Here is a 23,109-nt window from a genome sequence, read left to right as displayed (position 1 = left end):
GCTTTAATTAACGTTTACGACGGAAAAATGGTGGTGTACTTAATTCATCATCATCACCAGATTTTACATCGTCACGATTAAATGTATCGAATTCTTTCTTTTCGATATTTTCAAATTGTGTATCATCAACTTTAGGACGCACTGTTTGTTCCTTGCGAATATCCCAGTCACCAAAAGCATTGTCATCTTCTGGTTGTGTTGGTTTTGCTTGTTCCATATCTAAAACCGGTTTTTGTGGGATGCTGTGGATTTGATTTTGTCTTGAAGTACGACCTTTATTTTCCTTTTTTGTCGGATCAATTCCGGTTGCAATTACTGTTACGCGGATTTCATCTCCTAGTTCTTCATTGATTGAAGTACCTAAGATGATGTTGACATCCCCTGTGGCAGCATTTGCTACAATATCAGAAGCATCTTGTGCTTCAAACAAGGTCATATCTAAACCACCAGTAATATTTAATAAGACTTGTTCTGCTCCATCGATTGAAGTTTCAAGTAACGGAGAAGAAATAGCTTTCTTCGTCGCTTCAATGACACGATCTTCACCAGAAGCAACACCGATACCCATTAAAGCAGTACCTTGATTTTCCATTACTGTTTTCACATCAGCGAAGTCCAAGTTCACGTAACCTGGTGCAGTAATTAAATCAGAAATACCTTGTACCCCTTGACGTAAAACGTTATCTGCTTCACGGAATGCTTCAAGCATTGGTGTCTTTTTATCAACAACTTCTAATAGACGGTTGTTTGAAATAATAAGTAAAGTATCTACGTTTTCTTTTAATTGTGCGATCCCTTCTGCGGCAAAGCGGCCACGTTTTGGACCTTCAAAAGTAAATGGACGTGTTACGACACCAACTGTCAAAGCGCCAAGTTCTTTTGCAATTTTAGCGACGATTGGAGCAGCACCAGTACCAGTACCACCACCCATACCAGCGGTAATAAAGATCATGTCTGCGCCATCTAATGCTTCGCGAATAGCTTCTTCACTTTCTTCTGCAGCCTTTTGACCAACTTCTGGTTGTGAGCCTGCACCAAGACCCCGGGTATATTTAGGCCCTAATTGAATAACAGTTTCAGCTTTTGAATTTTTTAAGGCTTGAACATCGGTATTAGCTGCGATGAACTCTACACCTTTAACGTTTTCTTCGATCATACGGTTAACTGCGTTGCCACCGCCACCGCCGACACCGATAACTTTAATGACTGCGCCGTCGTTTACGGTATTGTCAATTGAAAATTCCATAATGTTTATTCCTCCTGCTTGGGTTTAGTCGAAAATATTCGAAAAGAAATCTTTTACTTTGTCTTTAACGCTTTCGCCAGTTGATTCGTCAGCTTCTTCATACGTTTCTTCTGGGCTATCATATTCATCATAAGCTGGCTCTTGTGTAACAGGAACCGGCGCTTCTTGACTTGTAGCAGGTTGTGTACGTTCACCCGTTACAGCTGTTTTTGCCAATTGATAAACTTCACTTAAATTTGCAGAATAATCTACAATTGAGATGACATTGGTAAAGACTGGGTTACGTAAGCCCATATGATTTGGTACGTAAAGTTTGACGTTTGTGCCAAAAATTTCTTGAGCTAAGTCGACAACGCCAGGTAAACTTGCGGCACCACCAGTTAAGACAACCCCACCTGGTAAACTTAACGCATCAATTTCATCTAAAACTTCTTTTGATTTAGTGAAAATTTGTTCCATCCGAGCTTCAATGATTTCAGCTAAGTAGCGTTCATCAATTTTGACTGGTTCAGATTTACCAATTACATCTACTGGAAATTCTTCACTAGCAGATGTGCGTTCTGGGTAAGCATCACCATAATTAATTTTTAAAGCTTCAGCATTGTTAAAAGATGTATTTAAAACAGTTGAAATATCTTTTGTCACGTATTCGCCACCTTCTTGGTTAACGTGAGTAAATTTCAATTGTTTATCATGCATAACTGAGGTCGTCGTTTGGCCACCGCCAATATCAATAACCGTTGTTCCAAAATCTTTTTCACCATCAGATAAAATAGATTCTGTTAAAGCAAGAGGTGTAATCACCATTTCATTTAAGTGAAGGCCTGCTTTTTCCACACATTTACGAATGTTGTGTAAAATTGTTTTAGGTCCAGTGAAAACAACACCAAACATTTCTAACCGTACACCAATCATTCCCCGTGGATCTTTAATACCTTCAAAGCCATCCACTGTAAATTCTTGTGGCAAAATCGTAATGATTTGTCTTTCAGGAGGAACTGAACGTACTAAAGCAGCTGAAGCGACATTGCGTACATCTTCATCTGTAATTTCTTTTGATTCGCTGTTAACAGCAATCATTCCTTGACAGTTTTCCACTTCTAATAAATTGGCTGGAACACCAACGCTTACACTACGAATTTGGATACCTGCTTTTTCTTCTGCTTGCTTGACGGCTCGTTGAATTGCTTGAACCGATTTTTCAATATCGACAATAATCCCTCTGTTAATACCTTCAGATTTGGCGTTGCCTACACCAATGATATTCATTTGGTTTTCGACATACTCTGCAACGACAACTTTCACTGAAGTCGTTCCAATGTCAAGGCCGACATACATTCCCGTTTTTGCCATGAATGGGATTCCCTCCTACTAAATTTCCATATAGATCGAACAGTAAAGGTCCGTTTTTATCTATCAGTTTAATATTTTGTTCACTGCTAACAATAATACCACAAAAATCAACTTTTTAGAAATACGTTATGAAAAATATTTGAAATTTTTATTGCTCTATTTGGGTGTTATTATTGGTTTCACTTTGAGTTTCATTTTCTGCTGTATTTTCATTGGTTTCATTTTGATTGTTTTCGCTTTGCGCTGAATTGGAAGAATTCGTTGTTTCTTTTGTTTTTTCATCCTCCTTAGGGTACGGATAGGTGAAAATTCCCACTTCCATATCAACAACGCCTTTGCCTTTTAACTCCTTAGCAACTTGAGGATAGTACTTTAGTTGCTCGGCTAGATTTGAGATATTAATAATAACGGTATTGCCATCATTCATCAATAAATTTAATAACTCAGCGTTGGCATTTGTTGGCGTGTACTTAATTTGCGAAATACTACTGCGTAATGCTTGTGAAAGTTTTTGGTACTGTTTTAAAACAGCCAAAATACGCTTTTGCGATTTAAAGTCTTCTAGTATGGGCAGGTTTTCTGCTGGTTTTTTTACCGTTTCAGCCAAAACCTTGCCATTTTCAATCACCGGAGCATAGCTGTCACCTTTTTCTAAAATAGCGACTTCTTGATATTCTGTTACAGTTAATTTGAATTCATTAAAATGTTCAATCGCAACCGAAACACTTTTTACTCGTGGCAAAGCTTTCTTTATTTTTGCTTCATTTTCTTTTCGATGCCAATATTGAGACCAAAGGCCCTCGTCAAGATTAAATCCAGCTGCTTGTGTTACAGCTGTTTTTGTTACAGTATCATTTTTTACCACATGAACCGCAGCCAGTTTACTTAAAGGAGAAACGTAGTACAAAGTAAATAACAACGGTATTAAAAAAAGTAAAATTATAATCGTCAAACGGCGGTAAAGTACCGAATTTCGTTCATATTTCAATTTTGGCAACCGATCGGCAAAAGAACCATTTGGGTTTAAAGAACCCCCTTCAATCGGTAAATCACTGGCATTTTCCGATAATTGTGGTTCTTCTTTTTGCTCCTGTCCAGCAATAACTGTCGGAGACCACGTCGCATCTTGACCATTTTTTTTTCGATACTCCAAGTTGGCTTTTTGCCACGGCGTCAAATTGACAGCATGGACGTCTGACTTTTCACCACTTTTATTGGGCTGGTCTTTCTTACTGATATGCGTCACCACCTTTATCTTACGCAGTAATTTCCTGCACTAATTGGAATAGTCGTTGACTTGCATCTGGTATACCTTCTGATTTAGAAGCAGTTGCCATTTGCTGCCGTTTTACTTGATTTTGCATAATCTCATCAATAGCTGCAACTAATGACTCAGCAGTCAATGCATCATCTTTAATCATGAATGCAGCGCCAGCGTCGACTAAACTTTGAGCATTTTTAGTTTGATGATCTGCGGTCACGTAAGGGCTAGGAATTAAAACTGCTGGTAAGCCTAATGCAGTAAACTCCGCAATAGATGTCGCACCAGCTCGTCCCACCAATAAGTCACAGCAAACCATCACTGCCGCCATCTTATCAATATAGGGGGCAACACTAACATTTGTCAACTGGCTTAAGTCAATCTTTGCTTCATTTTTAATTTCATTAAAGTATCTTTCCCCAGAAGCATACAGGACCTGATAGTCACGGGTAGCAAAAATTGGCAAAGCTTTAGTTACGGCTTGATTGATCTTTAAAGCACCTTGACTACCACCAAAGATTAAGGCAGTTGGTTTGTCTTCTTTTAAACCAAAAGTTGTCAAAATATCAGATTTTTTAGTATCACTTACTTCACTAGCACGAGGATTCCCTACCAATACAGTTTTTTCAGCTGGGAAAAACTGGGCCGCATCTTTAAAACAAATCCCAATCTTAGTGGCATAACGACTTAAAAACTTGTTGGTCATCCCTGGAATACTATTTTGTTCGTGAACAATTGTCGGAATTTTCATTTTAGCGGCTGCATAAACCACCGCTCCAGAAACGTAACCACCTGTTCCGATAACGACATCTGGTTGAAAAGATTTTAAAATTTGTTTTGCTTCTTTAATGCTTTTGAAAAAAAGCTGCAAGGTCTTGACATTGTCAAATGACAGTTTGCGTTTAAACCCTTGAATTTCTAAAGTTTTAAAGGGAATATCGGTTTTAGGTAGAATTTTATTTTCTAACCCTCTTTTACCCCCCACATACATAAATTCAGCTGTCGGTTCTTGTTCTTTAACGTATTTTACAAAGGCTAAGGCAGGATAGATATGACCACCTGTTCCCCCACCAGTTACTAATACTTTCACGTAATTCGCTCATTTCTATTATTTTTTCAAGTCATTTACGGCTGCAATAAAACGGTCGCCTCTAATTTCAAAATTTTTATATTGATCCCAACTAGCATTGGCAGGAGATAATAAAATCGTATCACCAGGCTCACTTAGGGCGTAAGCTTTTGCTACAGCTGTTTCAGCATTTTCACTAAATTCAATAGTTGGAATATGGGCATCTCGTGCTGCCTGTGCTAGCTTATCTTTTGTCTCACCAAAAACAATTATTGCTTTTAATCCAATTAATGATGGGATTAAATCATCAAAACTATTACCACGATCTAAACCACCGGCTAATAAAATTAATTTTTCATGGTCAAAACCACTCAATGCCATCTCTGTCGCTAAAATATTTGTGGCTTTCGAATCATTGAAAAACCGCCGTTCGTTAATTGTTCCTACAAATTGAGTCCGATGGGGCACCCCACTAAAACTTTGTAACGTTTCTTTAATGTCTTCATTTGAAATATTACGTAATTTCGCTACAGCAATTGCTGCTAACGCATTTTCAACATTATGATTGCCAGGTACTCCTAATGTATCAGCTGCCATAATAAATTCCTCATGAAAGTACAATTTACCTTCTTTTTGATAAGCTCCCGGTACTGTCTGGGTACTAGAAAAAGGAACAAGCTGAGCTTTTGTCGTTTTAGCTAAATCTTGGATAACCTTTTGGTCCCAGTTTAAAACTAAATAATCAGTTGCAGTCATATTCTCTTGGATATGCCATTTAGCTTTTTCATATTCTGCTTGGGAACCATGGTAATCTAAATGAGCAGAAAAAATATTGGTGATAACCGCAATTTCTGGATGAAAGGTTTTAATGCCCATTAATTGAAAACTAGATAATTCTGTTACCATGACATCATCTTTTTTTGCATCTTGGGCTACTGTACTAGCCGGATAACCAATATTACCAGCTAACAGTGCTTTACCTTTTTTCATCCCCGCATTTAGAATTTCACCAATCATTGTCGTTGTAGTCGTCTTTCCATTGGTACCCGTAATTCCAATGAGTGGACATTCTGCAATTTGATAGGCTAATTCAACTTCAGTAATAATTGGCAAACCTTTTTCCACTGCTTTTTTCACTAGCGGTTGACTATAGGGAATACCAGGATTTTTAACCATTAAAGCAAAATCTTCATCTAATAATTCAATGGGATGACTACCCGTTACAACTTTAACCCCTAACGCCAAAAGATCTTGCGCTTCTGGATTTTCTTCAAAAGGTTTGCCGTCATTAACGGTAACAAGTGCGCCCAAATCATGTAATAATTTGGCCGCACTGAATCCACTTTTTGCTAATCCTAACACAAGAACTTTTTTATTTTGATATTCATTAATTTGTTTCATTTTTTCCATCTCCTACCAAATGATCAAAAGCGTAAGTACCGAACAAACAAAAGCGATCCCCCAAAAAACCAGATCGATTTTCCATTCAGTCCAACCGCTCATCTCAAAATGGTGATGGATGGGTGACATTTTAAATAGACGTTTGCCGGTTAATTTGAAGGAGGCCACCTGCAACATTACACTGGCAGTTTCAACGACGTAAATAAGACCGATTAATAACAACGTCCATTCTTGATGTAACAAAATAGAAATCGCCGCCAGTAAGCCGCCAAGTGCAAGCGACCCTACATCCCCCATAAAAATCTTAGCTGGTTTGTGGTTGTAAGGGAAAAAGCCCAATAGTCCGCCGATTACACTTAAACAAATGATCAAGACATCAAATTGGTTTTGCTTAAAAGCTATGATACCATAAGTTGCAAAGGAAATAACCCCCAAGCCAGAAACCAAGCCATCAATTCCATCGGTCAAATTAACTGCATTGGAAAAGCCCACTAGCCAAAAAATGACAAAAAGTCCATAGAGAATGCCTAAGTTTACTTCAATTCCAAATATATTTAAAAGATTGCTATTACCTTCTTTTAAAAAGACAAAATAAAAAATAACAGCACCGATGATTTGACCAATTAATTTCTGCAAGGAATTTAAACCCATATTGCGCTTTTTAAAAATTTTAATAAAATCATCTAAGAACCCTAATAAACCATATAAAAATAAAATGAACAATAAGATAAATAAAGAAGCTGTCAATTGATTTAACCAAGCACCCACCCATAGACCTGTTAAAACAGAAGCAATTAAAAAGACAACACCACCCATTGTAGGGGTCCCTGCTTTAACGTTGTGCCATTTAGGTCCTTCATCTCTAATTTCTTGTCCGAATTGTTTGACGCGAAAATAGCCGATGAAAAGAGGCATGACTGCATAAGTCATCGCAAAGCTACTCACAATTGGTAAAATCATCTTTGTCCATTCCATTTTTAAAATCTCCTAGTTCTTTTTAATGTAATCATTTTTTTATAAAAATGAAGTTTATTTTCTCTACGCATATCATTCCTCTTTGGCAGAACGCGCCAAGAGGAACTGACATCCTAGTTCTTTTTAATGTAATCATTTTTTTATAAAAATGAAGCTTATTTTCTCTACGCATATCATTCCTCTTTGGCAAAATACGCCAAGAGGAGTGATAGCATTTCTATTTGATAAATTTCAGATTATTGTGACATGGTAAATTCAATTTCCTGCCCGTCAATACGCTCATAAGGAGCTAAACTTTGTCCTGAACAGTAACCGTCACCTTTGAATGTAACTTTAACACCTAGTAAATCTCCCAGTTTAACCAAATCAGCTTTCGACCAATTGGTCACATCTGGCATATAGTACTCGGAGCCAGTGGTAAGTAAAATCAATTTTTCACCAGCTAATACTTTAGTGCCGTGAGGTGTTCCTTGCTCTTTAATTTTACTGCCAGTTCCAATTACAATTGGTACTAAACCATTTTTACTTGCGTCAGCTGCGGCACTGTCTTTACCTAAATTACGATAATCCGCAACTTCAATTTTTTCAGTATTTTCACTCGCAGAAGCGGGTTGATCATCTTTAAATTCCATTGCCCGTTTTAACAAAGCATTGCCGATGTCACCTAAAGCTTTTTGTTCCCAATGCTCTGGCATTTTCATTGTCATATACAAGACATATTCTGGATCTTCGGCTGGAATCATTTCAACTATGGAATACAGATATGCAGTATCGCCTTGGTAGTAGCCACCATTTTTTTCATCTGCAATTTGGGCCGTCCCTGTTTTAGCAGCGATTTTATACCCTGGAACACTATAAACACCATAAGCACTACCATAATCTTTACTTTCAATGACATCGCGCATATATTCCCGTACTTTAGTGGCTGTCTGTGCACTAATAGGATTGCCAACAACTTCTGGCTCTGTTACGCGTTCAGTTCCAGTTTGACTGTTTACAACTTTACTAATGTAATGTGGTTCTAACATTTTACCATTATTTGCTATCGCAGAAAAAGCCCGCATCATTTGGAAATTAGTCACACCAATCCCTTGACCAAATGAACTCATCGCCTTATCAACAATGTTATTAGTAGGTAAAATACCACTGTTTTCCCCAGGCAAGCCGGAATACGTACTTTGACCAAAACCAAATTTTTTCAAATAATTTTGCCACGTATCGCCCATTTTTTGTTCTAGCTTAACCATTCCGACATTACTAGACCAAGATAGCGCTTGGCGCATGGTTAATGTTCGTCTTTGTTCTTGATAATCCCAGTCGTTAATCGTTGCATCAGCGACTTTAATTTCACCAGACGTAAAGGTTTCATTTTCATTAAAAACACCATCTTCAATTGCAGCAGCAGTTGTCATGACTTTCATTGTGGAACCAGGTTCATAGCGATCTTCTACTAATAAATTCATCCAATTAAAGTCTTTATTAGAAAATTCCTTTTTCGTTTCAGGATTAAACGTCGGTCGTTGACTCATGGCTAAAATTTCGCCCGTTTTTGCCTCCATTAATACCGCAGTAGCATCTTCTGGTTTATATTTTTTCACTGCTGTATCCATTAATGATTCTAAATACGTTTGTAGGCCGCTATCTAAAGTCGTATAAATATCTTGACCGTCTTTAGCGGCTTTTTTTTGTGCGACTGTACCAGGTAATGGATTTTGATAATTGTCTTTTTGATAGACAATTTCGCCATCAGTTCCGCTTAAAATATCGTTATATGCAGCTTCTAGGCCCATCTTCCCGACTAACCCTTTATCTACACCTTTGTCATCCACTTCTGGTTCAGCATAGCCAATAAAATGCGATGCAAATACGCCATTTGGATAAATACGATTAGGATGTTCATCAAAGTCTAACCCTGATAAACCGGCCTTTTCCATTGCTTGTTCTATTTTTTTCTTCTTTTCTAAAGTGATATTCTTACCTTTCCCAGAAAATTCAACTTGATACAATTCATTTTTTGCCCCTTCTTTTAAACGGGACACGACTTCTTTTTCATCTAAGCCTAAAATATCATGTAAAATGGTGGCAACTTTTTCATAATCCTTACTTTGAACGTAGAGTTTTTTATCTCCTGTTTTATAATTTTTAGACAAAATAGCCTTTAAGGAATAAGATGTCGCATCTTCAGCAATTGCTACACCATTGCGATCATAAATAGTTCCTCTTTTAGCTTTTACTACTTTACTACCTTCATATAAGGCAGCAGTCTTCTTTTCCAAAGAAGTTCCCGCTACGTTTCCAACTACCACCAGATAACCTAAACGGGTGGCAAACAAAAAGAACAACCCAATACTCGTAGCAAAGAGAATAATCCCTACTTTTTTGCGGTTGTTCGTTGGATTTTGATTTTTCTTGCGGAAATACTTTCTAATTCGTTTAAAACGCATTTACTTCACTTTCCTTAAATTATCATCGTTAATTTTAAGTCCTTTTTTCTCCGCAATTTTTTTAATTCGTTCCGTTTTTGAAAGCTCGCTTTTTTCTTGTTCTAAACGGGTTTTTTCTTCGGCTTGTTGGGTCGTTTGTGCTTCAATTTGAGAAACTTCCCGTTCTAGCTGGCTAATATCTGTTCGGACATAAACGGTTAATACCGCCAAGCCAATGATAGCAGCCAACAGAAAAATCCCAATGATTTTTTCCAAGCCACTAATCCGTTTTAATTTTCGAGCTGGCGATGCTGGAATGCGAATAATTTCAGGACGTGGTGGCGTCGATGGTTTCGCTGACGGATTAGGTTGTTCCACTTGAGGTGCTGCTTGATTCATATCATAGTGATATTCACGTTTCGCTTCTGCCATTTCGACGCTCCTTTTTATTCTTTGATTCTTTCAGCAATTCTCAATTTTGCACTGCGGGAGCGATTATTTTCATCTAGCTCATCTTGACTGGCAACAATTGGTTTGCGATTAATTAATTTTAATTCTGGTTGATATTCCACTGGTACCATTGGTAAGCCTGGTGGTAAATCTTTCGGACTACTATACTCTTTAAAAATATTTTTAACCAAACGATCTTCTAATGAATGAAAGGTAATCACGCTGACTCTGCCTCTAACATTTAAAAGAGCAATCGCTTGTTCTAAAGACTCCTCAATTGCCCCTAATTCGTCATTAACGGCAATGCGGATTGCTTGGAAAATTCGCTTAGCAGGATGCCCACCTTTACGTCTAGCAGGAGCAGGAATTGCTTCTTTAATCAACTCTACTAGTTCTCCAGTCGTTTCGATTGGTGCCTTTTCTCTAGCCCGTTCAATTTGTCTTGCGACTTGCTTAGAAAATTTCTCTTCACCATAGCGATAAAAAATTTTCACCATTTCGTGATAATCATACGTATTGACTAAATCATAAGCCGAAAATGGAGCTGATTGATCCATCCGCATATCTAGTGGGGCATCTTGATGGTAACTAAAACCGCGACTAGCTTCATCTAGTTGTGGCGATGAGACACCTAAGTCGTATAAGACGCCATCGACTTTTTCAATCCCATGTTCTTTTAAAGCAGCTGCTAGATTGCGAAAATTACTTTTAATAAAAGTAACTTTTCCAGCTGCTACAGCGTCTTTTAAAAAGACTTTAGCATGATCAATTGCTTTTTGATCTTGATCAAAAGCATAGAGATGCCCGTTATCATTTAATTGTGACAATAAATATTGGCTATGACCTGCACCACCTAAGGTACAATCAACATAAATACCGTCAGGTTTAATATTTAGTCCATCGACTGTTTCTTTAAGCATCACGGTGTAATGTTGAAATGAATCTGCCATTTAATTTCCTCTTTCTATAAGCCAAAATCAATCATTGTTTCGGCAATTTCATCAAAATTCTCTTCCGCTTCTTCTGAGAAAGCTTGCCATTTCGCTTCATCCCAAATTTCAATTCGGTTACTTACACCGGTAATAACACAATTTTTGGTTAGACCGGCGTGTTTTCGTAAAGTTTGGGGAATATTAATCCGACCTTGTTTATCAATTTCACACTCAGTAGCTGCTGAGTAAAAAAAACGAACGAAAGTACGCGCATCTTTTTTAGCTAATGGCATTTCATTTAACTTTTCTTCTAATTTTTCCCATTCAGCATAAGGATAGCCAAATAGACAACCATCAAGTCCTCTGGTAACAATGAATTTTTCGCCGAGTTTTTCCCGCAATTTTGCTGGGACGATTAAACGACCTTTGGCATCGATTGAATGCTGAAACTCGCCCATAAACATCGACAAAGACCCCCTGTCACCACTTGATATACACAGTCTACCACAATCCCCCACTTTCTACCACCAAATATGTATAGCGAAAAGCGAAGTTTTTTGACTTTTTTTCACCAAGGATAACAAAAGAATTAATAACAAATTCATTTCAGCTAAAAATCACAAAAAAGTTACAGAAAATACCATAAACTCAACACGACGATGAAAACATAAAATACCATCGTCAATAAGAAAACTAGCCGCCAAAACATTTTCAAGTAACGGCCATAAGCTAACTCGCCATAAAAATAAGCATGGAAAATCGCTAAACCAATTCCTAAAATTAATAATCCGATAATAAAATACGGCAATGCAGAAAAAGCAAAAGTAGCTTGAGATACTTGATTGATTCCTAAAAACAGCAAAGGAACCGCTAAATCTGGGGCTTTTATTTTAAAACGTTTCGTTAAAGCAAAAGTGGTCACAAGAAAGTTGCAGGCAACCAAAACAATTACCGGAAAAATGTACCAAAATGCTAATAACGGTGTAAACTTTTCCATTTTTCATTTCCTCTCCATACCGCTAGGGTAACTATACTTGATTTTCTTTACATCAGTGTTGCAGTTCTTTTAAAAATTCTTGCAGTCACCTAAGTTTTTCTTAAGTTTTTATAGCCTTTCAAAAGAAATCCCACCGTTTTTCTATTATAATGTTTCATAAAGGATGTGACTACATGATTACGCATTATTTTCTTGAAGATAATCAATTAACTCCAACAAAAGACGTTAAAGAGTCACTTTGGCTTCATGTCGAAAAACCGTCACCCAATGAAATAGACTTTCTTTCACAAAAATATGAACTACCAAAAGATTATTTAACAAGTGTCTTAGATGACGATGAAAATGCCCGCGCAGAAGGACTAAATCAAGAAAACTTTCGGATTCCCGTTTTGCTATTATTACAGTTTCCTTATGTTTCGACCAGTCCAAGTGGCTATTTACAATTTAATACTTATCCTTTGGCGTTAATTATTACTCCGGATAAAAAACTCATTACAGTTTGTAATTATCATATGCCGTTTTTTAAAGATATTTTGGAAAAGCCGTTACCTAAAAACGATATGAGTAGTAAATTGAATCTGGTGTTACAGATTCTTTGGCACTTGGCTTTGACTTACAACCACGATTTAGCCGATTTAAGGCATCAAGTCGATAAATTAGAAGGCCAAATACAAGTTTCTACTGAAAATAAGCATTTATATCAATTGATGGATATTCAAAAAAGTCTTGTTTTATTTGAAGCAGCGACAAAAGCTAATTTTAAAACCTTAACTAAATTGGCCAACACGACTGAATTTCAAGATCACCATGCTTATCATAATCATTTACACGATATATTGGTGGAAACAAAACAATCGATGACCTCTGCTAAAATTAATTTGCAATTGGTTAGCCAAATGAATGAAACTTTTTCTGCTATTGTGTCAAATAATTTGAACATTGTCATGAAGATATTGACTTCTTTAACAATTGTTTTAACTATTCCTACTATTATTGGGGGAATATATGGGATGAATGTTAAACTTCCCTTCGCAGAATCGGATAATGCTTTTTTACTAATTACAGGGTTAACCATAATTATTTGTTACGTGGCAATTAAATATTTAAAAAAGAGGAATCTTTTGTGAATTTTACAGCAATTAACTTGAAGTGCATGAAAAATAAGAGTAAACTCCAAGAGAAGAATTTATGTAAGGGTGGCCTTTATGAACGAAAAAAAATCCAGCAGCACTTTTAGTAAAGTAACTAAAGTTGTAATTTGGACTATGTTGATTTTGACTGTCGGTTCTGTCTTTTTAACAGCTATTTTAAGTGTCATGTAAAATCTATACTATTAAAAATAGCCCGGGAAAAGCATTTGCTTTTTCCGGGCTATTTTTTAATTATTAATGTCCAGCCATTGCTAATAATTCTTTGGCGTGTTCTAGTGTTAACTCTGTCACTTCAGAACCTGCCAACATCCGGGCTATTTCGTTAACCCGTTTATTTTGAGGAAGTTCTGAGACGATAGTTTGCGTCCGTCCGTCGTGAATTTCTTTTTTAATATAGTATTGGTAATCAGCAATTGCCGCTACTTGAGGTAAATGGGTAATACACAAAACTTGAGAATTTTCAGCAATTTTAGCAATTTTTTCAGCAATTGCTTGTGCCACTCTGCCACTTACACCAGTATCTACCTCATCAAAAACAATACTTGTAATTCCTTGATTTTGCGAAAATATCGTTTTTAATGCCAATAACATTCGGGATAACTCTCCGCCAGAAGCAACTTTAACTAGTGGTTTTAACGGTTCCCCTGGATTAGTAGTTAAGTAAAATTCCACTTCATCAAATCCAGCTTCTTGGAGTATTTTTTTTCCATTCAAAAAGCGTACTTCAAATTGACTGTGTTCCATATACAATTCCTTTAGCTCTGTGACGATTGCTTGGGAAAGTTTATGGGCAATTTTTTTTCGCTCTAGGTGGAGCTGTTCTGCTAAATTCCACGTTACTTCTTCTTGCTCTTTGACCTCTTTTTCTAAATGTTCCAACTGCCCTTCTGTATAAGCAGATTCCGTTAATTCTTTTGTGATCTCTTCATGATAGGCTAAAATTTCTGGAACTGTTTCGCCATATTTACGTTTTAATTGCCGAATTAACTCTAAGCGCTGGTTTACTTCTTCTAGACGCCCCTCATCAAAGGCTAAACTATCAAATTGGCGCGAAATATCGCCTGCTGCCTCTTGCAACAAATAAAAAGCTGATTGTAAATTTTCACTAATCGTTTCATACTCACTATCTAAATGTGCAATATCTTGCATGCTGGTTAAAGCTGCGCCTACACCATCTAAACTGTTGCCTTCATCATTGGTTAAAAGGGCATAACTCTGGGCTAAACTATCGACAATTTTTTGGTAATTACCGAGTTTTTCCCGTTCCTCTACTAGCTCTTCTTCTTCATTTGGCAAAAGATTGGCACTAGCAATTTCATCTTGTTGAAAATGTAACATATCCATCCGCTGGACATATGATTGCTCATTGGCTTGAATTTTTCGCATTTGTTGTTTTAAATGCTGATACGTTTCAAAAGCTTGGCGGTATTTTTCTAATAATCCTTGAAATTTTTTACCTCCAAATTGATCCAATAAATGCAAATGCCGCTCAGGTTGTAGTAGCTCTTGGTGCTCATTTTGACCTTGAATATCAACTAAAAAAGCTCCAATTCGTCGCAAATTAGCTAGAGTTAATGTCCGGCCGTTGACCCGACAAATATTTTTACCACTTTGGCTAATATCCCGCTGGACGATTAACAACTCGTCTTCTGTTTCAATCCCCAGCTCACTTAAAACCTCATGAAACGCACGGTCATTTGGCAATTCGAATAAACCTTCTAAACTACATTTGGTCGCACCTTCACGAATATAGTCAGCCGAGCCACGACTCCCACATAAAAGCCCCATTGCATCAATAATAATTGACTTACCAGCCCCGGTTTCTCCGGTTAACGCCGTCATACCTTTATGAAATTGGAGACGCAAACTGGAAATAATGGCAAAATTCTTAATTCCTAATTCTACTAACATCTGCCTCAACTCCTGCTTTTATAAAAAGCGTAAAAATTCTTGTCGTAAGTCTTGCGCTGCTGTTTCTGTCCGCGTAATCATTAAAACGGTATCATCATCATTTAAAACTGAAAATAAGCTTTCTTGAAATCTTTTTTCAATTAAATTAGCAATCGCAGAAGCATTACCTGGCAATGTTTTTAACACCACGAATTTCTCCATTTGATCAACAGAAACAAAGGCATCTTTTAACATTTTTTCTAATTTTACCCCTACATCTTCTGCCGTTTCAGCCGGTAAGCTGTAACGATAACCGCCTTCTTGGGAGGGAACTTTAATCAATTTCAACTCTTTAATATCCCGAGAAATTGTCGCTTGGGTAACCACCACGCCCCGACTTTTTAATAACTCGACAAAGTCTTCTTGTTTTTGAATATTTTTTTCTGTCAACAAGCGGGTAATCAAACGATGACGCTCTTTTTTTCTCATAGCTTGCTCCTTCACATAAAATAAAGCCGCAGTAATTGAAACTACCTCCAATTGACACGCCTTTTCCTCAAAAATTATTTTACTTTGAATTCTTATTAATAATAACGTATTTTTCCGTATAAATAAAGGCAACACAAAACTAAAATTTGACAGTTAAGTTGACCTAAGAAAAGAAAAAACCAAACAGTCGCTGTATTGAAGCAATTACTATCACGCATGCTAGTAAAAATTACTAGCATTTTCAATATAGCACCTGTTTGGTGATATTTTTTTCAAAAGATTATTGCTTTAATTGTTCATGGGCTGCTGTTACAACAGCGGTAATATCAATCTCAGGGGCAATTAGAGGCATATTGCTTTTTTGTAAATGGGTAATAAATTCAATATTCCCCTCACCACCTTTAATTGGAGAATAATCGAGCCCTATTACAGAAAAGCCATTTGCTAAAGCCATGGCTAACGTTTTTTCCAACACATTTTGGTGAACTTTGGGATCTCTGACAATTCCATGTTTTCCTACTGCTTCTTTTCCTGCTTCAAATTGTGGTTTAATAAGTGCCATGACATCACCGTCTTCAACTAAAATCTTTGCCAATGGCGGCAAAATTAGACTTAAAGAGATAAATGAAACGTCAATCGTGGCAATTTGCGGTAGTCCTTCAGTGAAATCCGCTGGTTGGCTATAACGAAAATTCGTCCTTTCCATTACAATCACGCGCGGATCTTGGCGTAATTTCCAGGCTAATTGATTATAGCCCACATCTAAAGCATAACTTAGCTTTGCACCATTTTGTAAAGCTACGTCGGTGAACCCACCAGTTGAAGCACCTATATCCAATAAAATTTTATCTTGCATAGTTAAGTGAAAAACTTGCAAGGCTTTCTCTAATTTTAATCCACCTCGTGAAACGTACGGTAGTTTGGCACCTTTTAACTCCAACAGTGAATCTATAGGAATTTTCTCACCAGGCTTATCTAAACGCTCACTATTTTTTGCCAAGTAAACTAAGCCAGCCATAACCCCTCTTTTGGCCTGTTCTCTAGTTTCAAATAAACCTTGTTGGTGCGCTAAAACATCCACTCGTTCTTTTTTCATTTACGCTTGCACCTCCAAAGTCAATTCTTCGATTAAAGACATTAATAATTCCGGTTTGACCAATGAAGTCATTTGTAATGTTTTAAGACAGTCCTTTGTTGCAGCCAATTCAGCAGCTAATAATTGTGAACTTTTTGCAACACCTAATAAAGCTGGGTAGGTACTTTTATTTAATGTAGCATCATGCCCGACGTTTTTGCCTAACTCGTCTTTTGTGGCGGTAACATCAAGGAGATCATCGCGAATTTGAAAGGCAAGGCCCAAATGTTGCGCTAAAGTTTGTAATAAATCAACTACACTTTCTTCTTGTTCTGCTAACAAGCCACCAGCAGTTAAAGCAAATGTGAACAAAGCGCCGGTTTTACGCTGATGAACGAAGGCCATTTCCTCTAGGCTCAACAACTTCCCTTCCCCTTGAACATCTGCTGCCTGGCCGGCAACCATCCCGACTGTACCACTTGCTTTAGCTAAATTTTGTAACAACAATAACCGTAGCTCAGTAGATAATTCTGCTCTACTTAATAAATGAAAAGCTTCAGTCAATAAACCGTCGCCTGCTAATGTGGCCATTCCCGCCCCAAATTTGATATGATTCGTTGGTATGCCACGGCGTAATTCATCGTTATCCATTGCCGGTAAATCGTCATGAATTAACGAATAAGTATGAATCATTTCCAAGGCCGCAGCGGTTTGATAGGCACCTAATGTAATCTTCTGATTAAAACCGGCCATTGTAGCAAGTAGTAACAACGGACGCAAGCGTTTTCCCCCGGCATCAATGGAATAAAGCATACTTTCTAATAATGTTTCATCTGTGGTCTGTTGTCGCAAAAATTGGCGCATTTCTGCTTCAACTTTTGTGAGATGAATTTGTTTAAATTCAGTCAATAAACTCATTTTTCTTCCTCTTCAAAGACAACAGCCTCGCCATTTTCTTGCATAATTTTGGTCAAAGCATCTTCTGCTTTAGTCAATGTTTCTTGGCATTGTTTACTCAACGTAATACCTTTTTTAAAAGCTGCTAATGCCTCTTCTAAAGGGACATCGCCTTGTTCTAGTTGCTTTACAATTGCTTCTAGTTCTTGTAGTGATTCTTCAAATGTTTGTTTAGCCATTGTTTCCTCCATTTTACTCATCTGATTATTTAAAGTGAAAATCTTAAACTTATGATTTGTTCACAGCTTACTTTTCTTCAGACGTGATTTTTGTTACCGCAGCTTCTACCTGACCATCTTGGTAATGAATAACTAATTGATCACTAGGTGCAATTTCTTCTACACTTTTGATTACCTTTTCTTCTTTAGTCGTATAACTATAGCCTCTGCCCATAATTTTTAAAGGACTGAGTAAATCTAAAGATTGGACGATATTTTGAAAAGATTGCTGTTTTTGTTGGAAAAGCTGCTTCATGCTTTTTTCTAAGCGTTCTTGTAAATAATTCTGTTGTTGTTTTAATTCATTCACCCTATTTTTAGGATTAAATTGCCTTAAATTGTGATTTAATTGCATCACTTTTCTTTCTTCTTCAAAAAGTCGGTTTTGTGTGCTTTGCAACAGACGTTTGGTTAATTGATCTAACTTTATAGATTGGGCTTCATAAAGTCGTTCCGGCTGTCGCAGAACATAAGATGCACTTAAGCGTTCATAGCGCTCTTTTTTTAAAGCCAATTGATGCATAAAGGCCTGTTCTAATCGTGTTTGTTTTTCTTTAATTTTTAAAATTTCATCACTTAAAACCGGAACTGCTAACTCAGCTGCGGCAGTAGGTGTTGCCGCCCGAACATCGGCTACTAAATCTGCGATAGTAGTATCTGTTTCATGTCCCACCGATGATATAATTGGCGTCTTTGCCGCAAAAATAGCACGAGCAACTTTCTCTTCGTTAAATGGCCATAAATCTTCAATTGAACCACCACCACGTCCAATAATCATTGTATCAAAATCCCCAATGGCTTCTACGCGAGCAATATTAGTAACGACATCTCCTGCTGCTTTGTCTCCTTGTACGATGGTAGGAAATAAAGTAATTTCCGCAATAGGATACCGTCTTTTCACCGTTGTCATAATATCTCGAATCACAGCACCACTAGGACTGGTTAAAACCGCAATTTTTTTAGGGTATTTGGGTAAGTTTTTTTTAGGCGCTAAAAATAAACCTTCTTTGTCCAACTTTGCTTTTAATTGTTCGTAAGCCTGATATAAAGCCCCAATGCCATCTGGTTCCATTTGCTCGACATAAATTTGATAATTGCCACTGGCTTCATATAATGAAATGCGGCCAACGACAAAAACTTTCATTCCTTCTTCTGGTTGAAACTTCAATTTACTAAACGCACCTTTGAACATTACAGCCGAAATTTTAGCTCCATCGTCTTTTAAAGAAAAATATTGATGATTAGGTCGCAAACGAAAATTAGAAATTTCACCAGTCAAATAAACCTTTTCTAAATAGGGATCCGCATCAAATTTGCGTTTTAAATATTTGGTTAAAGCAGTAACTGTCAGATACTCTTGGGCCATTTAAACACCTGATTTCTGTAAACGATACGCTTTAATGGTTTGATAAAGTAACATGGTAATGGTCATCGGACCTACACCGCCTGGAACAGGTGTAATAAAATCGGCTATTGGTTTGACAGCCTCAAAATCAACATCACCGATTAATTTATTATTTGCGTCACGGTTCATCCCCACGTCGATTACAACCGCACCTTCTTTAACGTAACTTTCATCTACTAAATGTCCTACACCGACTGCGGCAACTAAAATATCTGCTTTTTTGGCAATTTCAGGTAAGTTTTGTGTTTTAGAATGTGCAATTGTCACAGTTGCATTTTCTTGTAATAAAAGATGTGCCATTGGTTTTCCGACAATATTACTCCGACCGATTACCACAGCGTTTTTGCCGGCCACTGAAATATCATAAGCTGCTAAAAGTTTCATAATGCCATAAGGGGTACATGGAATCATTACTGGATCACCTGTAAATAAGCGACCAATATTTAAAGGGTGAAAACCATCAACATCTTTTTTGGGATCAATTGCTAAAATTACTTTTTCTTCGTCAATGTGAGCTGGCAGAGGCAGTTGAACCAAAATTCCATGAAACTGCTCATCTTGATTATACTTTTCAATTAAAGCTAACAATTCAGCTTCTGTAATTGTTTCAGGACGACGATCTACTTTAGAATAGATGCCCATTTTGCTGGCAGCGACTTCTTTATTGCGCACATAAATTTGACTCGCTGGGTCTTCTCCTACTAAGATGACAACCAGTCCAGGTACAGTACCATCTTTTTCTTTTATAGCTGCTACTTCAGTTTGCATTTTTGCTTGCATTGTAGCTGCTAATTTTTTTCCATCTAATATTTGGGCCATGAAAATCGCCTCTTTCATTCATTTAGCCTTATTCTAGCACAGGGAGGTTTTGTTGTGAAAGTTCAGCAGATAATTTTACTGAAAATTTGGCAATCAAACAAAAAAGCAGCTAAGAATAATATTCTTAACTGCTCCAAGTTCTAGACAATTCTTATGCTTCCTTGGTTAAATCGGTGTTAATTGCTGATAAAACACCGTTAACAAACTTACGTGATTGATCGTCACTAAAAGTTTTTGTTAACTCTAAAGCTTCGTTTAATGCCACTTTATTAGGCACGTCTGCTTCATACATCATTTCATAACTGGCAATACGTAAAATACACAAATCCATTTTAGAAAGACGTTTAATACTCCAGCCTTTTTTCAAGTGTTTTTGAATCAATTCGTCTAAATCAGCCTTATGTTCACAAACTCCAGCCACTAATTTATCCAAATACGCCGGTACAAAATTTTCTTGTTCTTCATCCACCATTTCGTGGTGTTCTAACTCAATTGCTTGCATAATGGCATCTTTTTTGTCCAAATCTTGATTAAAATCAAGGGGAAACAATGCTTGTAGTGCCATTTTTCGAATCTCGTGTCGAGACAATTCTTTACTCATTTTCTTCCTCATTTTCAAATAATTCATCTAAATCTGGTGTTTCAACTTTTTCAGGTACCACTGCCACCACATGGACATTTACTTCTGCTAATTCAACATCTGTCATAAACAAGACTTGTTGTTTGACACGTTCTTGAATTTCCATAGCCGTTTTAGGTACAGAAATACCATACTTCATGTAGCAGTAAAGGTCAACCTTAATTCCATCTTCTGCAATGGTTAAAGATACCCCTTTGCCGTGATTGGAACGCCCGAGTAATTCTGTTACATTACTCGTAAAACTTCCTTGCATGTCATAAACACCGTCAACTTTGGAAGCGGCAATTCCAATAATTACTTCAATCACTTCAGGAGCGATGACAATTTCACCTAAATCTTGATTTGTATCTAGTATTAAATTCTTTTCGTCAGCCACAATGACTTCCTCCAGTCTAATTACAATTATGCGCGAGAAACATAGGAACCATCAGTTGTATTGATGATTAATTTATCTCCTTGATTAACAAAAAACGGTACATTTACCGTAACACCGGTCTCCATTGTTGCAGGTTTTGAACCACCAGAAGAAGTATCTCCTTTGATATTTGGTTCTGTTTCAGCAACTTCTAAAACGACAGTATTTGGTAAATCGACCCCTAAGATCTCTGAACCATACATGATAACTGTTACTTCCATATTTTCCAACATATATTTTAGTTCATCTTTAATCTGTTCTGTCGGAATTTCAATTTGTTCGTAAGTGTCTAAATCCATAAAGACATGACTATCGCCACTTTCGTACAAATATTGCATTTTACGATTGTCGATTTGTGCTTTGGCAACTTTTTCACCGGCACGGAAAGTTTTTTCCTGAACAGCACCTGTTCGTAAATTTTTAAGTTTTGAACGAACAAACGCAGCGCCTTTACCAGGTTTCACGTGTTGAAAATCGACCACGCGCCAAATATCACCATCAACTTCAATTGTTAAACCCGTTTTAAAATCATTCACTGAGATCATGGCTATCCTCCTTATTTACAATTACCAAAAGGCTATAAAAAAATCCTGCATATTCGTTAATAGTTTATCATTATTTTAAAACAAAGGCTATAAAAACCCATTTTTCAAATAGCAAAGACGACTCATACACAAAATGCAACACAGACTCCTTTGACTCTCAAGTAATAAGATTCAATTTTAATAAATTGTTCCTCAAAATTTTTATATTCCACCTCAAAGATACTATGAATTCGTTTCTAAAAGTATTACAGTTATTTATTGCAAAAATCACTACTTCTTTACCATAAAAAAACCGCGCTACATCCTTTCGTAGCGCGGTCATAATTTCTATAAAATAATCAATTCTTTCGGTGATTTGGTTAGGACTTCATTACCTTCAGATGTAATTAACAAATCATCCTCAATCCGAACGCCACCAATACCAGGTAAATAAATGCCCGGTTCATCGGTAATGACATTATTGACTACAAATTGCTTATCGGCTCTAAAGGAAACATTCGGTCCTTCATGAATTTCTAAACCAATTCCATGTCCAGTTGAGTGGCCAAAAGCTTCCCCATATCCCGCTGCTGCAATGTGATCTCTGGCAATAGCATCCAATTGAATTCCTGTTAAACCAGGCTGTGCTGCTTCAATCACTTTTAATTGAGCCTCTAAAACGATTTGATAAATCTCTTTTAATTTTGTACCAGGATCGCCAATAGCAAACGTTCTCGTCATATCTGATACATAGCCATCATAGTAACAACCAAAGTCTAATGTAATCAAGTCTCCTTGTTCAATTACTTTTTCACTTGCCACACCATGAGGCATCGCAGAACGTAAGCCACTTGCCACAATTGTATCAAAAGAAACGCTAGTAGCTCCTAAAGAACGCATATAAAAATCTAATTGATTAGCCACTTCGATTTCAGTCATGCCTGGACGAATAAATTTCAGCACATGCTCAAAACCTTGGTCGGCAATCTGACAAGCTCTTTTAATTGTTGCAATTTCATTTTCGTCTTTTACTTCTCTTAATTCTTCAATCATACCGTGAATTGGCACTAATGGCGTTTCTTCAATAATTTCTTCTAAAATGGAGTACTCAGAAAAACTGACAAAATCTTCTTCAAAAGCAAGTGCATTAATATTTTCGTCTGCACAAATTTTTGCTACTTCATCAAAAATTGGTCCTACGTTTTTAACTATTTCAAAATCTGGTGCTTGAGCTGCTGCTTGTTCTGTATACCGAAAGTCTGTTACAAAAAAAGCTTTATCTAAAGTAATTACAGCTAAACCAGTCGTGCCAGTAAAATTAGTTAAGTAACGCAAATTATATGGACTTGTTATTAAAAAACCATCCACTTGTTCTTTACGCATTGCTTGTCGCAGTTTTTCTACACGTAACATCATCAT

General features: G+C 37.0%; 24 protein-coding genes. 2 read left to right on the top strand and 22 right to left on the bottom strand.

Annotated features, from left to right (window positions below; genetic code table 11):
- Positions 1 to 7 precede the first annotated feature (7 nt).
- The 11 genes from ftsZ to RU96_RS00660 form a co-directional block, all read right to left on the bottom strand.
- Positions 8 to 1,246 carry a cell division protein FtsZ gene (gene ftsZ, locus RU96_RS00710; protein WP_071863630.1) on the bottom strand — a complete coding sequence of 413 codons (1,239 nt, stop codon included), beginning with the start codon at positions 1,244 to 1,246 and terminating at the stop codon, positions 8 to 10.
- 24 nt (positions 1,247 to 1,270) lie between these two features.
- Positions 1,271 to 2,599 carry a cell division protein FtsA gene (gene ftsA, locus RU96_RS00705; RefSeq protein WP_071863629.1) on the bottom strand — a complete coding sequence of 443 codons (1,329 nt, stop codon included), beginning with the start codon at positions 2,597 to 2,599 and terminating at the stop codon, positions 1,271 to 1,273.
- A 148-nt stretch (positions 2,600 to 2,747) separates the two neighbouring features.
- The gene (locus RU96_RS00700) at positions 2,748 to 3,845 is read right to left on the bottom strand and encodes a cell division protein FtsQ/DivIB (protein ID WP_249024132.1); all 1,098 of its coding nucleotides are present in this window, start codon (positions 3,843 to 3,845) and stop codon (positions 2,748 to 2,750) included.
- Positions 3,846 to 3,855: 10 nt separating this feature from the next.
- Positions 3,856 to 4,950 (bottom strand): undecaprenyldiphospho-muramoylpentapeptide beta-N-acetylglucosaminyltransferase, encoded by a 1,095-nt coding sequence (gene murG / locus RU96_RS00695; RefSeq protein WP_071863627.1) that lies wholly within the window; start codon positions 4,948 to 4,950, stop codon positions 3,856 to 3,858.
- Between the two features lie 18 nt (positions 4,951 to 4,968).
- A complete protein-coding gene (murD, locus tag RU96_RS00690) occupies positions 4,969 to 6,330 on the bottom strand; it encodes a UDP-N-acetylmuramoyl-L-alanine--D-glutamate ligase (protein ID WP_071863626.1) in 1,362 nt (453 codons plus the stop codon).
- Positions 6,331 to 6,342: 12 nt separating this feature from the next.
- Positions 6,343 to 7,305, bottom strand: coding sequence for a phospho-N-acetylmuramoyl-pentapeptide-transferase (gene mraY / locus RU96_RS00685; protein WP_071863625.1), 963 nt, complete (start codon positions 7,303 to 7,305; stop codon positions 6,343 to 6,345).
- A 236-nt stretch (positions 7,306 to 7,541) separates the two neighbouring features.
- The gene (locus RU96_RS00680; protein ID WP_071863624.1) at positions 7,542 to 9,749 is read right to left on the bottom strand and encodes a penicillin-binding transpeptidase domain-containing protein; all 2,208 of its coding nucleotides are present in this window, start codon (positions 9,747 to 9,749) and stop codon (positions 7,542 to 7,544) included.
- Entirely contained in the window at positions 9,750 to 10,160 is a 411-nt protein-coding gene (ftsL, locus tag RU96_RS00675; protein WP_071863623.1) for a cell division protein FtsL, read from the bottom strand. It abuts the gene before it with no gap.
- A 14-nt stretch (positions 10,161 to 10,174) separates the two neighbouring features.
- Positions 10,175 to 11,128, bottom strand: coding sequence for a 16S rRNA (cytosine(1402)-N(4))-methyltransferase RsmH (rsmH, locus tag RU96_RS00670; RefSeq protein WP_071863622.1), 954 nt, complete (start codon positions 11,126 to 11,128; stop codon positions 10,175 to 10,177).
- A gap of 14 nt (positions 11,129 to 11,142) precedes the next feature.
- The gene (gene mraZ / locus RU96_RS00665) at positions 11,143 to 11,574 is read right to left on the bottom strand and encodes a division/cell wall cluster transcriptional repressor MraZ (protein ID WP_071863621.1); all 432 of its coding nucleotides are present in this window, start codon (positions 11,572 to 11,574) and stop codon (positions 11,143 to 11,145) included.
- Positions 11,575 to 11,738: 164 nt separating this feature from the next.
- Entirely contained in the window at positions 11,739 to 12,107 is a 369-nt protein-coding gene (locus RU96_RS00660) for a DUF3397 domain-containing protein (protein WP_071863620.1), read from the bottom strand.
- A gap of 173 nt (positions 12,108 to 12,280) precedes the next feature.
- On the opposite strand from RU96_RS00660, the gene RU96_RS00655 reads away from it, so the two are divergent.
- Positions 12,281 to 13,234, top strand: coding sequence for a magnesium transporter CorA family protein (locus RU96_RS00655; protein WP_071863619.1), 954 nt, complete (start codon positions 12,281 to 12,283; stop codon positions 13,232 to 13,234).
- 78 nt (positions 13,235 to 13,312) lie between these two features.
- Positions 13,313 to 13,429 (top strand): DUF4044 domain-containing protein, encoded by a 117-nt coding sequence (locus RU96_RS00650; RefSeq protein WP_071863618.1) that lies wholly within the window; start codon positions 13,313 to 13,315, stop codon positions 13,427 to 13,429.
- A 63-nt stretch (positions 13,430 to 13,492) separates the two neighbouring features.
- Here RU96_RS00650 and recN read toward each other — a convergent pair whose 3' ends face one another.
- The 11 genes from recN to RU96_RS00595 form a co-directional block, all read right to left on the bottom strand.
- A complete protein-coding gene (gene recN, locus RU96_RS00645) occupies positions 13,493 to 15,169 on the bottom strand; it encodes a DNA repair protein RecN (protein ID WP_071863617.1) in 1,677 nt (558 codons plus the stop codon).
- Positions 15,170 to 15,187: 18 nt separating this feature from the next.
- Positions 15,188 to 15,637, bottom strand: a complete 450-nt coding sequence (gene argR, locus RU96_RS00640) for an arginine repressor (protein ID WP_071863616.1) — start codon at positions 15,635 to 15,637, stop codon at positions 15,188 to 15,190.
- Between the two features lie 280 nt (positions 15,638 to 15,917).
- The gene (locus tag RU96_RS00635; protein ID WP_071863615.1) at positions 15,918 to 16,733 is read right to left on the bottom strand and encodes a TlyA family RNA methyltransferase; all 816 of its coding nucleotides are present in this window, start codon (positions 16,731 to 16,733) and stop codon (positions 15,918 to 15,920) included.
- The gene (locus tag RU96_RS00630) at positions 16,734 to 17,630 is read right to left on the bottom strand and encodes a polyprenyl synthetase family protein (protein ID WP_071863614.1); all 897 of its coding nucleotides are present in this window, start codon (positions 17,628 to 17,630) and stop codon (positions 16,734 to 16,736) included.
- On the bottom strand, positions 17,627 to 17,848 hold the full coding sequence (locus tag RU96_RS00625; protein ID WP_071863613.1) for an exodeoxyribonuclease VII small subunit: 222 nt from the start codon (positions 17,846 to 17,848) through the stop codon (positions 17,627 to 17,629). Before RU96_RS00625 ends, RU96_RS00630 begins: the two co-directional genes overlap by 4 nt.
- Positions 17,849 to 17,915: 67 nt before the next feature.
- A complete protein-coding gene (gene xseA, locus RU96_RS00620) occupies positions 17,916 to 19,253 on the bottom strand; it encodes an exodeoxyribonuclease VII large subunit (RefSeq protein ID WP_071863612.1) in 1,338 nt (445 codons plus the stop codon).
- On the bottom strand, positions 19,254 to 20,111 hold the full coding sequence (locus tag RU96_RS00615) for a bifunctional methylenetetrahydrofolate dehydrogenase/methenyltetrahydrofolate cyclohydrolase (protein ID WP_071863611.1): 858 nt from the start codon (positions 20,109 to 20,111) through the stop codon (positions 19,254 to 19,256).
- 151 nt (positions 20,112 to 20,262) lie between these two features.
- On the bottom strand, positions 20,263 to 20,712 hold the full coding sequence (gene nusB, locus RU96_RS00610) for a transcription antitermination factor NusB (RefSeq protein ID WP_071863610.1): 450 nt from the start codon (positions 20,710 to 20,712) through the stop codon (positions 20,263 to 20,265).
- The gene (locus RU96_RS00605) at positions 20,705 to 21,127 is read right to left on the bottom strand and encodes an Asp23/Gls24 family envelope stress response protein (RefSeq protein ID WP_071863609.1); all 423 of its coding nucleotides are present in this window, start codon (positions 21,125 to 21,127) and stop codon (positions 20,705 to 20,707) included. The genes nusB and RU96_RS00605 overlap by 8 nt, the downstream gene beginning before the upstream one ends.
- Positions 21,128 to 21,153: 26 nt before the next feature.
- The gene (gene efp / locus RU96_RS00600; protein WP_071863608.1) at positions 21,154 to 21,711 is read right to left on the bottom strand and encodes an elongation factor P; all 558 of its coding nucleotides are present in this window, start codon (positions 21,709 to 21,711) and stop codon (positions 21,154 to 21,156) included.
- Between the two features lie 327 nt (positions 21,712 to 22,038).
- On the bottom strand, positions 22,039 to 23,106 hold the full coding sequence (locus RU96_RS00595; RefSeq protein ID WP_084035438.1) for a M24 family metallopeptidase: 1,068 nt from the start codon (positions 23,104 to 23,106) through the stop codon (positions 22,039 to 22,041).
- Positions 23,107 to 23,109: the final 3 nt, after the last annotated feature.

Source organism: Enterococcus canintestini, assembly GCF_001885735.1.
Taxonomy (GTDB): domain Bacteria; phylum Bacillota; class Bacilli; order Lactobacillales; family Enterococcaceae; genus Enterococcus_C; species Enterococcus_C canintestini.
Note: the sequence above shows the minus strand (reverse complement) of the source record. Positions and strands in the feature narration are given on the sequence as shown.

Bases quoted from the DNA above. Each gene is read 5' to 3' on its own strand.
- argR (WP_071863616.1), bottom strand. From the start codon at position 15,637: ATGAGAAAAAAAGAGCGTCATCGTTTGATTACCCGCTTGTTGACAGAA.
- mraZ (WP_071863621.1), bottom strand. From the start codon at position 11,574: ATGTTTATGGGCGAGTTTCAGCATTCAATCGATGCCAAAGGTCGTTTA.
- RU96_RS00680 (WP_071863624.1), bottom strand. From the start codon at position 9,749: ATGCGTTTTAAACGAATTAGAAAGTATTTCCGCAAGAAAAATCAAAAT.
- murD (WP_071863626.1), bottom strand. From the start codon at position 6,330: ATGAAACAAATTAATGAATATCAAAATAAAAAAGTTCTTGTGTTAGGA.
- RU96_RS00650 (WP_071863618.1), top strand. From the start codon at position 13,313: ATGAACGAAAAAAAATCCAGCAGCACTTTTAGTAAAGTAACTAAAGTT.
- RU96_RS00655 (WP_071863619.1), top strand. From the start codon at position 12,281: ATGATTACGCATTATTTTCTTGAAGATAATCAATTAACTCCAACAAAA.
- RU96_RS00595 (WP_084035438.1), bottom strand. From the start codon at position 23,106: ATGATGTTACGTGTAGAAAAACTGCGACAAGCAATGCGTAAAGAACAA.
- ftsZ (WP_071863630.1), bottom strand. From the start codon at position 1,246: ATGGAATTTTCAATTGACAATACCGTAAACGACGGCGCAGTCATTAAA.
- nusB (WP_071863610.1), bottom strand. From the start codon at position 20,712: ATGAGTAAAGAATTGTCTCGACACGAGATTCGAAAAATGGCACTACAA.
- RU96_RS00635 (WP_071863615.1), bottom strand. From the start codon at position 16,733: ATGAAAAAAGAACGAGTGGATGTTTTAGCGCACCAACAAGGTTTATTT.
- RU96_RS00625 (WP_071863613.1), bottom strand. From the start codon at position 17,848: ATGGCTAAACAAACATTTGAAGAATCACTACAAGAACTAGAAGCAATT.
- RU96_RS00615 (WP_071863611.1), bottom strand. From the start codon at position 20,111: ATGGCCCAAATATTAGATGGAAAAAAATTAGCAGCTACAATGCAAGCA.
- xseA (WP_071863612.1), bottom strand. From the start codon at position 19,253: ATGGCCCAAGAGTATCTGACAGTTACTGCTTTAACCAAATATTTAAAA.
- recN (WP_071863617.1), bottom strand. From the start codon at position 15,169: ATGTTAGTAGAATTAGGAATTAAGAATTTTGCCATTATTTCCAGTTTG.
- ftsL (WP_071863623.1), bottom strand. From the start codon at position 10,160: ATGGCAGAAGCGAAACGTGAATATCACTATGATATGAATCAAGCAGCA.
- RU96_RS00660 (WP_071863620.1), bottom strand. From the start codon at position 12,107: ATGGAAAAGTTTACACCGTTATTAGCATTTTGGTACATTTTTCCGGTA.
- ftsA (WP_071863629.1), bottom strand. From the start codon at position 2,599: ATGGCAAAAACGGGAATGTATGTCGGCCTTGACATTGGAACGACTTCA.
- RU96_RS00630 (WP_071863614.1), bottom strand. From the start codon at position 17,630: ATGAGTTTATTGACTGAATTTAAACAAATTCATCTCACAAAAGTTGAA.
- mraY (WP_071863625.1), bottom strand. From the start codon at position 7,305: ATGGAATGGACAAAGATGATTTTACCAATTGTGAGTAGCTTTGCGATG.
- rsmH (WP_071863622.1), bottom strand. From the start codon at position 11,128: ATGGCAGATTCATTTCAACATTACACCGTGATGCTTAAAGAAACAGTC.
- efp (WP_071863608.1), bottom strand. From the start codon at position 21,711: ATGATCTCAGTGAATGATTTTAAAACGGGTTTAACAATTGAAGTTGAT.